The 17,284-nt window shown below is 70.1% G+C and carries 2 protein-coding genes; both read right to left on the bottom strand.

Going from position 1 to position 17,284, the window contains the following annotated elements; translation table 11 throughout:
• Nucleotides 1-40: 40 nt before the first annotated feature.
• Nucleotides 41-1,246 carry an ATP-grasp domain-containing protein gene (locus ID554_RS09780; protein ID WP_158573789.1) on the bottom strand — a complete coding sequence of 402 codons (1,206 nt, stop codon included), beginning with the start codon at nt 1,244-1,246 and terminating at the stop codon, nt 41-43.
• 650 nt (nt 1,247-1,896) lie between these two features.
• The gene (locus tag ID554_RS09775) at nt 1,897-17,277 is read right to left on the bottom strand and encodes a hypothetical protein (RefSeq protein WP_147333515.1); all 15,381 of its coding nucleotides are present in this window, start codon (nt 17,275-17,277) and stop codon (nt 1,897-1,899) included.
• Between the last annotated feature and the right edge of the window lie 7 nt (nt 17,278-17,284).

Genomic DNA, 17,284 nt, shown 5'->3' with positions numbered 1-17,284 from the left:
GAGAGCCTGCTCGCCCGGGAATTCGAAACCTAAGTTGAACTCAGCCGACAAAAGGATCGGCTGAAACACACAGAGACCGCTCCAACTCGTCTAGTCTCTGCTCGCACTCTGCCTCGTTCGCACCGGTCACTATCGCGTATCCGACACGATCGAGGAAGCCGCGGGGTGGCAGGCGAAGAACATCGCCGTCCGTCGCCTCGATCACAAACGACACGAGCCATTCCGGTGCCGCGGCGGCGACCTCACTGGACGCCGACCGGAAAACCATGTCCCCACCGGGGGAAAAGAACCGGACCGCCGCCGCCGGTGCCACCGGCTCCCGGGCAGCCGGCACCGGCCGGCCCATCGCGGCGGCCGCCGCAGCGACAGTCAGATCGACGCCGGTGGTGAGGAGCACCAGCAGCGGAATGACGTCGCCCGCCGGCCGCGCGGCTACCTCGATCACCCGGGGGCCGGCCGCGCCCAGCCGGATCTCGGTGTGCGTCGCGCCCCACTCGATGTCGAGCGCCCGCTGTGCCCGTTCGGCCAGCCGCGCGATCTCCTCCGGCACCGGACCGCCGACCACCACATGACCGGACTCCTCAAACCACGGCGGTGGCACCAACCTCTTGCGAGTCATCGCCACGGTCTGCACCTCACCGGCCCTGACCAGTGACTCCACGCTGACCTCGGGACCTTCGACGTACTCCTCGACTAGGATCGCGTCGGAAACGGCGCCGTACTCGGGCCGCCCCGAGGCCAGGCACCTGCGGTACGCCTCGCGCAGCTCGCCGGGCTGCCGCACCAGCACCACGCCGATACTCCCCGCCAGATCGACGGGCTTGAGGACCAGCGGAAAGCCGGTTTTCTGCGCCGCGGCCGTCACCTCAGGCAGTGTGGTGGCCGCGATGCTGACCGGAGAGGCGACGCCGGCCGCCTCGAAGGCCTCCCGCATCTGCCGCTTGTCCCGGCACCGGGCGGCGGCCGCCGGCGAGGAACCCCGCAGTCCCAACTCTGCGGCGACCCGGGCGGCCGACTCCACGCTGAACTCGTCGTAGGTCAGCACACCGGTCAGGCCGACCTGCACGCTTTCTCGTAATGCCGACAACGTCGCCAATGGATCACGGTGATCGGCGAGCACCAACGTGTGAATGTGTGGCGATGCCCATTCCGGCTCGCGCGGGGCCACCAGTACGAGATCGCAGAATTCACCGAGCGCCGTCAACGCGTACTCGCGATAATAGGGATCTCCGGCCCCTAGCAGCACACAGAGACCCCTCATTTCCACGATCTTCCCCCCTGTTTGATGCGGGTCGCGCCTGCCCCGATGGATCAGATCTTCTGGAGACGATGGGGACGCTAGCAGGACGGAACTGCGGAAAGGTGCCCCCTTTGGCGGCGAGGTTACCCGGAAGCGAGCGTCCCGTCACTTCCGGTGATGATTCTTTATGGGGTTGTTGGCGGCGGCTACGCGAGGTGGCGGGCCATCGGGAGTGCTGTTACCCGGAGCTAGGTGATCGATCCGGCGCCCGGGCGGTCGCCTCCAATATGCACTCTCGGTGATGAGATGTGATGCAGGAGTGTTGGCTTCATCACTCACCGTGTCTCGCATCGTGGAAAAGAGGTTCTTTGGTCCCTGCCCCCGAACTCGGCAGCCGGCGTCAGTGGAGGGCGGCGTACACCTCGATCTCGACCAGCACATCCGGCTCGATGTAGATGCGGAGTGATCGCGAAGGCCCCGGGCGCGGCCAACCGCATCTGCGGTAGCCGTGGCCGCCCACGACCAGGCTGAGACCACAATGGCTGGACTGTGTGTCGCAGGTTCGATCCCTGCCGGGGGCACCTCGAAGATCAGCCAGGACGCCATCTCAGCTGCGGACACGCTTCTCTGTCGGTGGATGGTGGCGTCGCTGGCGGCTAGCAGCTCACCAGCCTTTCGATCAGCAGGTTCAGCAGTCTTTCGTGCTCCGGCGCCGGGCTCCCGCTGCGCTCAGGGTGGCCGGGAATGCCGAAGCTGCGCACCTCGCGACGTAGCTCGTCCATCCGCGGAATCCAGAACGACTTGTCGAGCGGATCGAGTACGCATGCGTCCACCGCATCGATCTCTGGCCAGCTTCCGGTCGGCCCGGGAGTGCGTGCCCTCGTCACCGACATCCTGAGCACGTGGTGGACGGCGGCGAAGGCCATCGCGTTGCCCTGACCGTAGTCGAGACCGACGCGTCGGCCCTGCGTCGGGCTATCCGCGCGTTCCACGACGCCCCAGGCCAGCATTACTGCCAGCTCCCGGAACGCCGCTCGTTCGTACATCATCTGGAGGAGTTGGTCGTTCCACGGTTTCCGGGCCTGCCGGTCGGGTCTCGCCTGCAGGTAGTCGAAGGCGAACGCCGGCGGCACCGGTCCCGGCGGCACGATCCATGGTTGCGCACCGTCGGCAGCCGCCACCGGTCCGGCGACGCCTCCGGCTAGGTCCACCAGGTCGAGGACCGCGCGGTAGGGAGCCGCCACCCGGTTGTCCGGATCGAGTGTGGTGAGGGCGCGCATCGCCTCGATGCTGTCCCGCTGTGACAACTCGGTGAGGTGCTGGTGTAGGTAGTGCTGGGCATCCGACCAGTCCGCCTGCCTGAGCCATCCGGTCAGTACCTCCGGCAGGGCGGGCAGGGCGGTGGTCGGCCCCGGAGTCTCGGCCATGCTGAAGATTCCCGGTGTGCCGCGAATCGACCACAGCTCGTCTGCGAATCGTTGTGCCGCGCGGCGATCGGGTTCGGTATGAACGATGGCCGCTGGCGGGGCTAGGGCCAACGACAGTTTCGCGTCGACCGGTACGCCTGCGGCGGTGAGTTCCTGGTGGAACCTTTCCGGTCCGTATCGGCGGGTGCCGGCGACCAGTTCCGTCGTGGCGGGGTCCAGGGTCGCGAAGGCCGAGACGTAGCTCTGGTAACGGGGCATGCTGTCGATCACGGGTGGGCGAACGATGTCGTGGTCGACCGGTGGCAGGTACACCCCGGCCTGGACCGGCAACAGCGCCGGCTGCCGGGTCTGTGCAGTTCCGGTACGACCCGTGTGACCGTCGTCGTCGGCCGCTGGGTGTCCGGCGTCGGCCGGGTCGGGGTCGGGTGCTCGCACCACGACCGGTGCCTCGGCCGGTTCGGGAGGGCTGGCGGTGAGCTCCACGACGTCAGGTGGTGGGGGGATCTCGGCCAGCAACCCGGCGAGGCCCGCCTCGCTCAGTTTGTCCCGGGCCCGCTTGAGCAACGCCCTCCGTGCGCGTTGCGCGCCGTTCGGCGTCGTGTCGTCCCGCGGGATGCCCTGCTGCACTGCCAACTGGTCCAACCGGCCGAGCAGAACCTGGATGTCGCTTTCGGCGGGATCGGCCCCGGCGAGGTCCAACAGGATGTCGACCACATGGCCGAGGGTCAGGGTCTCCTGAGCGGCTTCGGGGCCGGCGCCCACCGGCACGACGAGTTCGTTCCCGGGATGGCCACGGCCGAATGCCTGCTGGTGAAGCTGCCTGTCCGGTTCGTCGACGGGGTTTATGACACTCCGGTTGGGGCGTGGTGGCCGCGACATCGGAGCGGTCCGTCCGAGTGTATGGACGAAACCCTGGAGTGCGAGATCGGCAGCGATGGTGACGGTCGATGCGATCTTCTGACCGAACTGCTCCACAGTCCATGGTGTCGGTTGTCCTGGTGCGCCGATGACGATCCGGGCGGCACCGGAGTAGGGCAGCTCCCCCCGGTAGTCGGTCGGTCGGATCCAGAGGCGATCCCCAACGGTGACGACGTCCCAGCCGGTCAGGAATTCGTACCTGCCGGCGCCGAGGTGGCGCAGAAGTAGACCTGCGATGTCGACGGCATGAGGGCGTGGTTCGGGATTGACGGCGTAGTACGCCGCGACCGGGCCGAAGGTCGGTGTGAGCGAGCGTGAGTGGGCAGCGAAGTGATCGGAGAGGTCACCGGGAACGACCAGATTCGAGGCCAGCACCAGTGTTCGGTTGTCGCCGATCAGCCGGGCGAGCTCTATGGCCTGCGGTGCGTTCACCGGGCCGGACATCATCAGCTCTATGATTGCCGTGTCGGGCAGGCCGTCCAGGATCTGCGTCAACACGTGAGGTGCGGTGGCCGCGTCGCCGACCTCCACCACGACGAGCCGTTGAGTCGCGCTCGACATCCGCGCGGGCGGTGCGGTGTGCGAACCTGCCGGGCGTAGGAACGTCCCTGCCGGGCCCAGGTCGACCGACTCGAAGCCGTCGATCTCCCGCATCTGCGTGTGCGGTGTCTTCCGCCAGTCTCGCGTCGAACCGAGCTTCCGGAGCTGCTGCTGAAGATCGAACTGCGTCTGGGCTACCGAATCGTAGCGCTCGATTCTGGTCAGCGTGTTGGCGTACTCCCATCGCGCAGCCGTCCAGCCCTGCGTGAGTCGACGTCGCAGCCGGGTCAGCCCGGGGAAAGGGAGAATGGTCGAAGAGCGTCTTCCCGCCTCCCAGAGCAGATCTCCCGCGCGCTTGACGTCGTCCCGCTGCAACCGCGCCTGGGTGTAGTGTCGGGGCCACTCCTCATGCCGTTCGTCGCCCGGATCGCGGGTGTTCCACATGTGCTCCACGGCGTTTTCATCCGCCGTGTGCCGCGACATCTGCGACTTGTGGGTTTCTGCCTGAGCCTGCATCGTGACCACCTCTGCCACGAGCAGTTCTGGCAACAGTTCGACGAGGGCTTCATCGACCGATGCGACGGTGAGATCCATCCTCCACGGCATCGGGTCGAAAGTGGCCTGAGCCCGGTCTTCGCCGGTAGCGATGAACGTCGCCATCATCGGCACGTCGATCCACTGAGCAAGCAGTTCCACCAGCCGGTACCACGCTATCCGCTGCTCGTTCCAGCCTCGACTACCGTCGAGGAGCGGGTAGCGTTCGCGCACCCAGTCCTGGGCGAAGCGCCACAGTCGCGGGTCCATGGTGTCGGCGAGACGCCCCGTCAACGAGGGGGCCGGCCCCGCGCTGACTGCGGACGGGTATGGCTGGTACCTGTCGAACACCTCGGCCGAGCCGCGATCGACGCGGGACAGGTGCAGCACCGGACGGGGGCCCGGGTACGTCTGCACGGTCGGGCTCTGGTCGCTGTGCACGACGATGTTGACGTCCAGCGCCCTGGCGATGGCCTCGGGAAGGTGTCGGCCCAGCGCCGTCGCGTGCAGGTCGACCTGTGCCAAGCCCTCCTGCAGATGACGCGTGCTGGTCGCGCTGGCGTCGATGACCAGTTGCACCAGCCGTACGCGGTGCGGATCGACGTTGGTCAGCGCCCGCATGAGCTGTGCTTTGAACTGGGGAGTCGGCCGTTCCACTCGTCGGGCGAACTCCGCCCGCCACTGGCTACGCCGGTGTTCCCGTACCCGTGCTCCGGTCGCGGCCAGCACCGCCTCCCGGATGGTGTGGCCGTCCGCGTCGGGCAGCCGACGTCGTACCGCGGCCGATGCTTCGGCCTGCCATCGACTGAGTTGCTCCGGCGTCGGCTCGGGAGCGCGGAAACCGGCCAGGAGTGCGGACAACGTGCTGAACGGCAACTCCTCGGCGAGCAGAGCGCCCCGCCCACCGCCCACGTCGGCGAACCGTGCCGGCTCGGCCGCCACCAGCGATGTCACGAAGTCCCGCAGATGGCGGGGGGCGTGGATCTCGGGGGGAAGTGGGACACCCTGCCACGCCGCGGCGTCGAGGACCGCCCCCAGTAATCCCCGGTGGGCCCACTGCCTCTCCACGGCCGAGGTCGCGGCGGCAAGGAGAGGCGCGGGCGTACCCGCGTGCAGCCGGTCCGCGATCTCGCGACGCAGCAGCTCGACCTCGCTCTCGACCGCCACCTCCATCCTGGGTCTTGTCCGCGACGTCAGCCAGGAGGCCACCGAACCCAGCACGGCCGCGTCCTCGACGGTGGCACCACTGGTGGGAACGGTGTCCAGGACGCTCCGGGCCTCTGCCGTGAGGCTCGGGATCGGGCCGGGCGGCGACTCGCCGTCTCCGGCCAGATCGCCCAGCCCGACCTGCTCACGCTGGAACCGTTCGTGCCAGGCGCCGATCGTCGCGCCGCTGCGCCCCAGTTCCTCCCAGAGTCCCGCCACGCTGGCCTCTCGCAGCGTCAACGCGGTGGCCGCATCGGTGACCGGTGGGGCCGAGCGCAGGTACGCGTCGGCCCGCCGCTGGACACCCCGCAGATAGTCAAGCGGAAGGCGGAGCGTCTCAAGGCCTGTGACGGCGTCTCGAGCTGCCATCGCCGGGGTCGTGCCGGCGACTGCGGCGACGAACGCGGCGGGATGCTCCGATCTGGTGGATATCGGCCACACGGCGCGGTCGCCCATGCCCCGCGCCCTTGCGGGCGGAGAGTCCGGCGGCGGATACCACGAGTTGAGGTGGAACAGGGCGGCGACCTGTGCGCTTTCGGCCTGGTCCAACCTCAGTGCGGCCAGCAATGCGGTTATCTGTGGTTCCCCCGACGGGTCGAGGAACCACCCGTCCACCTGCTGCGGCTCAGACCTGGTCGTGGCGAAGTTCGTGCCGACCGGATCAGCATCGGAGTCGGGCAGATCCGAGGCGGCCACGGAGGCGCGTGCCGTGGCGGCCAGGAGCGCCAACACCACGAGTACCCCGCCCTGCAATCCGCCCAGGCCGGTCGCGAGGATGCCGGGATAGGTGACGCCGACCTCGACCGCGTGGGGCCTCGATCCGGCCGCGCCCACCTCCGGCGGGTCGACGGGATTCAGCCATGGCAGTTCCGGTGAACCGAACAGCCGGGTCAGCGTGTCCTCGTGGGCACGAACGAGACGGTCCAGCGCCGCCGTACGGTCGACCGACTGCCCGGTCCTCGCGGTCGGTAGCGGCGCGTGGTCTGCTGTGATGGCCATCCGCTGGACGAACACGCCGTACCGTCGCATGGCCTCGACCACGGCGCCGAGTGCGCGCCACACCGGTGGGCTGTCCACGAGTTCGGTAGCGTGGACGACGAACTGGTCGACTTCTTCCGGGTCCGGCTCGATCCTCAGCCGTGACCTGCGGCTATCCGGAACCGTCGCGGACTGCGCCGTGGCCAGCGCAGACTGTGCGGCGGCCAACGCGTCGGCGAACGGGTCCCAACGGTCCTCGGCGGCCACCCACGTCCACGGCTCACCTGGTACGTCGTCACTCCACATGCCGTCGATGGTGAGAGCGAACGTCCGGCCGGACCCGGGATCGCCCAGGCGGCCCAACGCGTTCGCCAGGAAGTACGGCACCGGTGGTCGGCCGGCGCCGATCCGATGCCGGAGCCAGTCCACGGTCTGCGACGGATCGGGCCATCTCCCGTGTCTGTCCGAGGCGTTCGCCTCGAACGTCGCCGGCAGCGTGTCGCGCCGCACCCGGGGCCGACCCAGACGCGCGTCGACGGTGGTCGGGTCGAGGATCAGTGCGTCCCAACCGTCCCGGCCCAGGAGACCCCGGAGAGCTGCGGTGTCGGGCGCCTGCGCCACCGCGTGGTACGCCGCCCGTATCGCCTCGTCCGGCAACGTGAGCTGCCCGCTGATCAACTGTCGGAGCACATCCGAGACGGGTTGATCTCCCGGCACCCGGCCGGGTACGAACACCGGACGGCCGCCGGCCGCCCGCACCACCGCAGCCCGATAGGACATCCCCAGTTCCGGATCGGTCAACCGGGCCGTGACCGCGGCGGCGGCGGCCAATCCCGCCGTAGACCGGCCGGCGGGCAGGATCTCGGCCAGCAGGCCGGCGTCGGGCACCTCGTGCGTCTGCGGCAGCGTCTCCGGGATCGTCGGATCGTCCCGGACCGGACCCAAGCCCCACGCCATCGGGTGATCCGAGGCCTTCCGTTCCGGCCGGAAGATCGTCAACAGTGCGGCGGCCTGGGCGCGGGTCGACTCGTCGGCGAGCAACCCCACCAGCCGCCACCCGTCGAGGCCCAGTTCGAAGGCGTCGTCCGCGTGATCGCCGGGTGGCCGGAACGTCCAGTCCCACCATTGCGGATCGGGGAACGGTCGGCGGGCCAGCTCCACCATCTCCGCGATGATCCGGAGCCCGGCCTGGGGTATGCCGGGCCACAGGAGTTCCTTTCGGGCGTCCAGGCGAAGCCCGACGACGTCGTCGGAGCTCCAGGCCACCCTGACGGAGAGGCCACTGGCCTCCCGGTGGGCTCGGAGGAACCCGGCGAAGCTCGAAAAGCCGTACTGCGGCGGCGGGTTCCTCCTGTTCGCGAGGCCGATCTGGCTCAGCGCGTTGAGATGCGCGTAGTAGAGGTGGGCCAGCCGGAGGTAGGCGGCGGCGTCCGCGCCGTACCCCGTCCTGACCTCGACCGTTGCCTGGTTGATCGTGAACTTCAGGTCTCTGAGCGTGTCGAGCACGTCGGCAAGACCGGCCCAGCCGCCCCACGCCGAGCCGAACGTGAACTGCAACGAGTACCGGCCGTCCGTGGGACGCCCGACACGCACACCGGCTATGTCCGAGAGGTTGGCGAACGTGTTCTTCACCTCGTCTGAAGCGCCGCTGAGAGACGACAGGAGGCTGATCGACATGCCGTCCGGCACGGGTGCGTCGCGGAGCAGCGGGCTCAGCCATTCGTGCGGTGCGGAGTCGGGTCCCGCAGCCGCGCCCATCGCCCGGATCAGACCGGCGACATTCTGCGGGGCGTCCTGCCGACCGGCATGAGCGGTGATCCGGCGGAACACCTCGGCGCGCTGATACGGCTCGGCGTATCGCAGGGCTGCGGCGCTGACCTCGGCGACGTCGCCTCGGGCGAGGGTCGCCGAACCGTCGTGGTTCCACACCGGCCACAGGTCCGACGTGTCGAGTCCGTACGTCGCCTCGTCGGATCGCTGCCGCCTCTGATACGCCTCGATCACCTGGCTCGGCCCGGCTGCGCCGCCACCGGCCGTCTTCGGCGGCCGACTCAGGTTGGCGTACACCGCCAGCGACTCCGCCGGGACATCGGCCCTCGCGGCGCCTTCCAACAGACCGCGGAGACCGAGCCATCTGCCGTCGTCGTTGAGTTGGTGGACAAGCTTCGGTGGCACGCTGGTCTGCGCGAACACGATGGCGTACAGGTGGTCGGTGATCGTGTCGGTCATCTGCCGTGACCGCCAGTCCGGGCGGTTCCGGATGGAGTCGGCGACTGCGCCCACCGCGGCGAACCTCATCACGCCGGCTTCGTCGGCGTCGTTGAGGCGTGTGAGGTCGTCCTGCGGGCCGAGGACTGCCGGATCGACACCCAGGACGGAAGCCAGCGCGAACAGCTTGTCCGAGGGGACGCCCAGCCGTGACGCGTGGTGTTCGATGTCGGGCACCTGCCCGATCCGGACGCTGAAACCGGTGACCCACCAGACGCTGACCCGCAGCGCCGTGGACAACTCGTAGCGTCGGTGCAGGTCGAGGCCGAGCTGGTCGGCCACCTCCGACAGGGTCGTCAGGTACTGCGCACGGTGGTGATCGGTCAGCTCGTCCCACAGTTGCTCGACGAGACTCTCGAGCGGCTCGACATGCGACACGCTGGACGTCTCGTCATCCGACTCGTCCGCCATCTCGACATCCGACTCGCTGGCCGTGCCGACGTCCGAGTCGATGTCCATCGCTGAGCCTGGTCTGCTGGTGTTCGTTGCGGACGGCAGGCCCAGCACGCTGGTCAGCCACCACCCGAGATCGACCTGATCACCCGTCCAGTCGGTCGGCGCCAGCCTCCAGTCGGTGAGGAACGCCAGCGGCACCTGCGCGGCCCAGAACGTGTCCGTCTCACCGAAGCTGACTCTCGTGGGCCACAGTCGTCGCAGCACGTTGTCGGGGATCGCCGGGATCGGCGTGGGTGGGTCCTGTTGACGCGGCATCGCCGCCGCGATCGGCCCGAACTGGACCAGCGGCACGTCCCACCGTGCGGACATGCCGAACAGCCACGTCACGGTGTCGGGATGTGCGTCCGGTGGCAGCGGCGGGACGTCGGATGCCTTGAGTCCGCCCCACCGGCGGGCGTAGGTCAGTGCTGTCGGCACCGGCACCGCCAGATCACGGGCGGCGTCGAGTACGGCGACATGGTCCAGCCACGGGCGGTCGATCAGGTCGCTCTCGACCTCGTGGGGCGGAATGCCCACCTGTTCGGCGAGCCACTGGGCGAGCCACAGGTCCGCGTCGCGCGCTGCCGGTAGCTGTGGGCGGACCGGTGGAGGCTCGTCCTCGTCGAACCGGCCCGCCGAGTCGTCCATCGCCTGCTCCAGCAGCCCGATCCAGTCCAGGCCCATCAGACGCTGGTGATACTCCGCGACGCTGGCGTGGCCCACCCGGAACCTGCTGAACACCAGGTCGTGCAACTCGTTCGGAGTCAGCCCGTCGGCCCCTGACCCGGTGGGCAGGTGTGCCCCGACCCAGAAGGTCCACGCCGGAGGTGGCACCGGCTCACCGTGCGGCCCCTGCGAGAGCAGGCGAACCAGGTGTTCGACGGTCAGTCGGTCGTCCGACCGCTCGGGCGCGTGTACCGCCAGGCGGTGCAGGACTGCCCGCATCGGCAGGAGATCCAGGATGTTCGTGTTCAACCGCCAGGCCAGCTCCAGCGCGACCTCCGGCTCGACCCCGGCCCGATAGGCGAACCAGTCCAGGCGGTCCGGCACCTGGCCGGTCGTCGCGATCACGTCGAGCAGTCGCGCGATCTGCTCCTTCGGCAGGTGCAGTCTGTCCACCATCCGGGCCACACGCGACAGGTCGACCAAGGGGAGCGCGGCCACCGCCCGGACCTGTTCCTCGGGCACCTCCCACCGGTCGGCCCAGCCGGCGGCCTCCCGCACGCTCCACCTCGTCGACGTCGACGTCGGCTCAGGTTCCCGATCGGCCGACTGCCGAATCGGCCGGGCGGGAGCAACTTCGTCCAGGAAACGCGTGATCTGAGGCATCGGCACGTTGCCGACCAACCGGTATACGAGTGTGGCCAGGTGACCGGAGGGCAGGAGGTCGCTCAACTCGGTGACCGGGAATCCGAGCCCGCCGCTCAACTCCGCGTACCGCGTGACGTGCTGCGGCGACTTGAACCCGAGTTCCTCGGCGATGAGTCGGACCTGATCCACCACCCGCTCGACCAGCGTCCCGACCTCAGCGGGCCGCACACGGTCCGCCCTCATGCCGATCACCCGAGCCGCAGTCCGGATCATCTCTCGGATGGCCAACAGGCCGGCCAGATCGATCTTGCCGGTCGTCTCCAGTCGTTCGGACGGCCTCCCGCCCGGCGGATCCTCCGCTCCGTCGACAGGAGGGGCGCCCGGCGCCGCCGTCGGGTGCTCGCGCTCCGTGGCAGACACGGCGCTCGGCCCGAGGCCGAGCTGCCCGGCCAGCGCGGTGAGCGCCAGCGACCGCAGCGTGCTCCGGACCTTCCGCGCCGCCTCGTCCGGCCCGACCGAGCCGAGGAACAGGCCCAGGTCCGCCGCCACACCGTCGACGTCGTCGCTCCGGTGGACCTGCTCGGCGGCCCAGGCCACGGACCGTCCGGCCAACCTGTCCGGAAGGGTGTGCACCAGTTCCAGCGGAACCCCCCGCTCGCTCAGCCAGCGGAACGACGCAAGATCATCCTGGCCCAGTCCGAGCCGGGCGCTCAGCTCGGCCAGATACACCACCTCGACATCGGTCGACACCCCGAACGGCCCCAACCGCTCGCGCAACCCGATCAGCAGCTCGTCGGCCGTGGCCCTGGTGCCGGTGGTACGCGTCCGCACCACGGTGACCAGTTCCGCACCGAGGATCCGCAGGGCGCCCGGCGGGAGACCCAGATCCTGGGCGACCGCGTACCACGCCCGTCGGACCGGCTCCACGAGATCCGCCGAGGCGCGCACCTCAGCGTCGGTCGGGAGCGGCCCGTGCACCGCCGAGATCGCCTCGACCGTGAGGTCGGTGACCTCGTCCGGGTCCGGCACGCTCTCGATCAGACGTCCCCACTGCCGGGTCCTGGCCTCGTCCGGGCCCGTCACACCCAGGTCGCTGACCAGCCGGGTCCACTCGTCGCCGTGGAAGTCGTCGGTCTGCGGCTGCTGATCCACCGTCGGGGTGACCGTCGGCACCGTCGGGGCCGCCTCCGACACCGGCTCGTCCCGCTCCCACACCCGCTGGTACGCCGGTGGTGGCGTCTCCTGCCTGAGCCGCGCTGCGGTGGGCGGGTCCAGCGCCAACTCCAGTGCGCCGTCGAGCCGGAAGACGAGCTGCGGCAAACCGCGAGCTTCTGCCGGCTCCACCTGCACCAGCAGCCCGACCCGGACCCGTTGGTAGACCACGCCGTCTCTGCTGAGCGTGCCCAGGGGCAGCGCGTCGACCATCGCCATCCGGATCCTCAGCGGACCCGCCACTGTGCCCTGGGGGCGCAGGGCAACGCCGAGCAATCCGGACAACCCGGGCCCGGACAACACCTGGTGCACCGTGTCGGCCCGCGTCAACTGCCGTCCAGCCGCTCGCCAGCGGCCCACCTCGACCTCCGCGACGACGGCGTCGTGCAGTGTCCGTACCGACACTGGATCGATGGCGGCCACTCGCGCCAGGCCCCGCCGCAGCGTCTCCGGTGGAAGATCCAGCGTTGCGGGATTGAGTCGGCCCACCGTCGCGGCCAACTTCTCATCCACACCGACGAGTTCGGCCCCGCGCCGCGTCACCCGCGACTGCGGCCCGGACAACACCTCGTCCGACACCAACGCCCGCAACCGCACCAGCGCCGCGCGGACCACCGGCAGGTCATTCGACGGTCGGCCGGGGTGCTCCCATCGCACCGTCATCAGGAACGGTGCGGCATACCACTGCGCGGACTCCGCCGTGTCCACGTGCTGGTAGGCGTCGGCTGGGTCCGCGCGCACCACAAGCCGGACCCCCTGGTCGTCCGGTCTGCTCCCGCGCGCCGGGCGCAGCACCACACCGCTGTCGAACAGGCCGGAGGTACGCCATCTCGTCAGTTGCTCGACGCTCAACAGGTCACGCAGCACGACGCGCTGGTTGGTGACCGCAGTATCGAAGGCCGTCGCCTCCCAGCGGGCGTTCAGCAGATGCGGCGCGTGATCCCTCACCAGGCTCGCCGCCAGTCCCTCGACACGCTCGTTCGGTGCGTCGTCGGCTTCGGACAGCGCATCGACGGTCATCGCGTCCGACCCGGTCTCGTCGGCTTCGGGCGACGTGTCGATGTCCATCGGGTCCGACGGCGCTTCGTCGGCGGCGTCCTCGGTGTCTGGTTCCGAGACGAACAGCAACTCGTCGACGAGCAGTGGGAACCGGCCCGGCACCAGCACGGCGGGGGGCTGCGGGCCGACCACGACCGGTTCCTCGGCGGGGTCGGGCGGACTGGCGTCGAGTTCCAGGTGGTCGTCCGGGTGTGCGGCGGTGCTGCCCGGCGGCGTTTGCGGGTCGAATTCGGCAAGGATCCCGTAGTACATGCCCGCGTCGCGCCACAGCCGCCGGAGCAACTCCCGCCGGGCCGCCACCGGGCCTGCCGTCGTACGTGGCAGGCGCAACCGCTCGGCGTACCGGTCGAGGTGGGCCACCAGCGCTGCCGGGTCCCGCTCGGCCGGATCGGCACCGGCCTCGTCCAGCAACGCGTCCAGCAGGTAGTGACCGACCCGCGCCGGGACGCTCCCGGACGTGGGCAGGGCCTCCTGCCACTGCGCACCGAACGCCAGGTCGAGTAGCCGCCGGTCGTGCGCGGTCTCCGCGTGCAGCGACGCGGTCGACGGCCACGGTCGCGGCGACACCGGAGGCTCGGGTCGGTGCACCCGGACGAAATCCGCGTCGGCGACGGCCCCGGTGTGGCTGGCCAGCGCCCGGGCGACCCACATGCCGTACTGCCAGACCGTCCACGGGACGGGGCGGTCAGGGGTGCCGATCACCACGCGCGGGTCGTCGTCGGCGATCCGTGGTGAGGCGTCCGCAGAGCCGATCCACACCCGGTCGCCGACCGTGACGACATGCCAGCCCGGCAGCATCTCGAATCTGCCGTCGTCGCGGGCGCTGAGGGTGAACATGTCACCGACAGGAATGTCCCGTTGTGGGACGGCATGCCTGGTGTAGTAGGCGGCGAACGGCGTGATGGTCGGTTGGTGCGCCCGGGTGTGTGCGACAAGCTGACCGGCGGCGGAATCCACCAGGTCCCGACCGACCGCCAGGACGTGGTCGTCGCCCAGCACATCGGCCAACGAGACGACGTCGGCCGCCGAGAGTCGAGCGGCGGGCAGCAACTCCACGAGTGCGTCGGTCGGAAGCGCCGCCCGCAGGTCGGTGAGCCGTCGACGCGCGTCTGCCACATCCCTGACCTCGACGACCACCAGTGGCCGATCCGGATGAGGCAGCCGCTGCGGCGGTGACGCCGTCGGTGTCCTCGGCAGGAAGACGCCCGCCGGGCCGAGGCTCAGAGCCCCCGGCTCCGCGAGTACGTCCACCAGCCCGTCGACCTCGACGTGCCAGTCCCGCACCGAACCGTCGGCGGCGAGAGTCAACTCCAGACGGAACGCCTGGGCCTCGGTCGGATCGTTCCGGTACACGGAATGCACACTGGCCTCGGCCAGCCGGGCCCGATCACGGCCGGTCTCGAGCCGGCGCAACACCCGTGGGCCGAACCGGTCGAGTCGACGTGCCGAATCGAGGCGCATCTCTGCGCGGCCCACCAGGTCGCCGACGGCGTCGAGAGCGACGTTCACCCACTGCCCCCGGGGCCGGCTCCGGCTGTCGTGCCACATCCGCCCGGCGGCCGGATACCTCGGGTCGTCGTCAGCAGGTCGCCCGTCCCTCAGGATCTCCTGGACCTCGGGGCTGGTGGTGCTCTGCGCGTACACCTCCGGTCCCTCCCGCCCGGCGCGCCACCAGGCGATCATGGCGGCGTGCTCGACGTGGAGCATCTCGTGGGCGAGGGTCCTCAGGGTGCTGTCGAGCGACTGTCCGAGGTCTAGATGGACGTTCCACACGTCGGCGGAGAACGAGCCGTGGCTCAGGTGCGACGGCTGGCTCAGTTGGTCCCGTCCGACGAGTGTGGGCGAGCCGGTCTGTCGGCCGATGACCCGGGCGACGCCCTTCCACGCCTGCCACTGGCTCTCGACGCCGTGCCGCCCGATCAACCGTGGGTACGTCTGACGGACCCGAGCGCGCACCGCCTCACGCAGGTCGGGGTGGGCGGACCGGAACAGGTGGACGTCCTCCGTGTCGGCGGCGCCGAGCAGCGCCCGGTGCGCCCGCTGCACCACCGGCCAGGACCGGTCGTCGAACGGATCAACGTGGAGCTCGGGCGTCGCGACACCGGCGGACGAGGCCACGAACCGGCTCTCGTGGCTGATGCGTATCGGCCAGCCGAAGCGACGCAGGTCCGCAAGCATCTCCTCGCCGCCAAACCGCTCCAACATCCGGTCCAGCGGCATCGGCCGGCGTGCCGCCACCACCCGTCGTCCGTCCGTCCCGTACGGCAGCACACGGGCGCGTGCCGTGACGGTCTTCCCGTTCACTGTGGCCCGGTACACCCGGTAGCCGTCGAGCAACAGGTCCGGTCGGACCTCCTGACCGGTATCGACGACGTACTGCACGAACTCGCGTGCCTTGTCCGCCTCCGTACGCAGACCGCCCGCCCGTTGCATCCGGTGCCAGGCCTGCCCGAGCGCATCGGACGCCGACTCCCAGCGGACGCTCCTGGCCAGCCGATAGAAGTAACCCGCCTCGGACGACGACAGGATCGGCTCCGCAGCAGCCGGAGTCCGCAGCCGTCCGTCGGCATCCCGTGCCGGGCCGAACGGCGGCGTCGCAGCGGTACCGCCGTCCGGTGCCAGGCTCCAGCCCGAGGCGCTCAGCCGCTGTCGCGCGATCCGGTTGATCGGCTCTCGTGCGGCCCGGTAGTCGCGCGATCCCGCCTTCGATCCCGGCAGTAGCGCCATCCCGTAGTCGTCGCCGCTCGTCTGCTGCAACTTCGCGTTGATGACGCTGACCAACTGGAAGTACGGCTTGCTGCTGTGCTCGGTGACGTAGAAGGCGGCCAGGTCCAGGGCGCCCGGGATGTCCGAGTGGTTGTGCAACTGCGACATGGCCACATGGTCGTTCTCCTCGAACGTGTGGATGTCGTAGCGACCGCGCGGCCTGCCGTCCGGACCGAAGATCAGGAATCCGGTGGAGCCGTACCGTCTGTCGACGTCGTCCGGTGGAGGCTTCGCCACCGCGTACGAGCCGTCGGCGAAGACACCCACCGTGTGGGGTGGTGGCCACGTCTTCGGTGCGGCCTCGGCGTCGGCCGCCGGGAGGACGTACTCCCCGGGCCGCAGCGGCGGCGTCATCACGCTGTTCACCCCGCCGGGCGCCCGCACCTCGACCACGTCGCGCAGCAGGGCGTCCAGGGTGGTCGCCCCTCCGTCCGCGTCGACCACCACCATGCGCGTTTCGGGTTCACGAATCGCTGCGGCCAGCCATCCTTCGCCCACCGGCGCGGCGATCGGCCCCGTGCCGCCACCGGGCGCAGGCGACGCACCGAACCACCACACCACCCCGTCGTGCGGGACCAACCAGCCCAGTCCACCCGTGCCCGCACCGGGCCGCAGACGCACCAACGCCGTCGAGTCGGGGACCCGCAACAGGCCGTCGAACAGCGCGTCGACGTCGCCCGTCGGCACCGGCTCGCCACCGGTCAGGGACAGCACGTCGGTCACCGACGCCGGCATGACCTTGACCGCCGGGGCGGTCGCGTCCATCCCGGGCGGGAGGCCGTGACGTACCAGACGGAACGCCATCGCGACGGCCGCCGTCGGCACCGGGACCCGCAACCGCTGGTGCGACTCCGTCAGCCGGCCGGCCAACGCCTCGATCCGGGTCCAGGACGGCGAGGTGCGGTCGGACGCTATCTCGATCGCCGTGCGTACCGCCTCTCGGGCGGCGACGTGCGACCACGGCAGGCTCCGCACCGCCACGGCGTCGTCCCACGACGTCTCCCGACCTGTCCGGTCCACCGGCACCAGCCGCGCCGAGCGCGCCGACCCGACCGGTACCTGCACCTGCACCCGGTACAGATCCGCGAGCTTCTCCACCGCTTCCGCGTCGTCCACCAGGCGACGCCCGTCGACTCCCCAGCGCTCGACCTCCCACGGCACCAGCACCAACTGGTCGGAGAACGGCTGCCCGTGGAGGAAGTCCGCGCCGACCGCCGAACGGGGCTTCTCCTCCGCGAGGAAGACCAGGGCCGCGTCGACCGGCCGCACCGCGGCGAGCGAGGCCGCCAACGCCGCCGAATGCCCGGTCTGCGTCAGCTCACCGGTGAGTACCAGCCGGCCCGCCACCACGAGAATCTCCCGGCAACCATGAGCGACCGGCACACCCATC

It is taken from the genome of Micromonospora craniellae, assembly GCF_014764405.1.
In the GTDB taxonomy this organism is placed as follows: Bacteria; Actinomycetota; Actinomycetes; order Mycobacteriales; family Micromonosporaceae; genus Micromonospora; species Micromonospora craniellae.
This window is presented reverse-complemented; position numbering and strand designations above follow the sequence as displayed.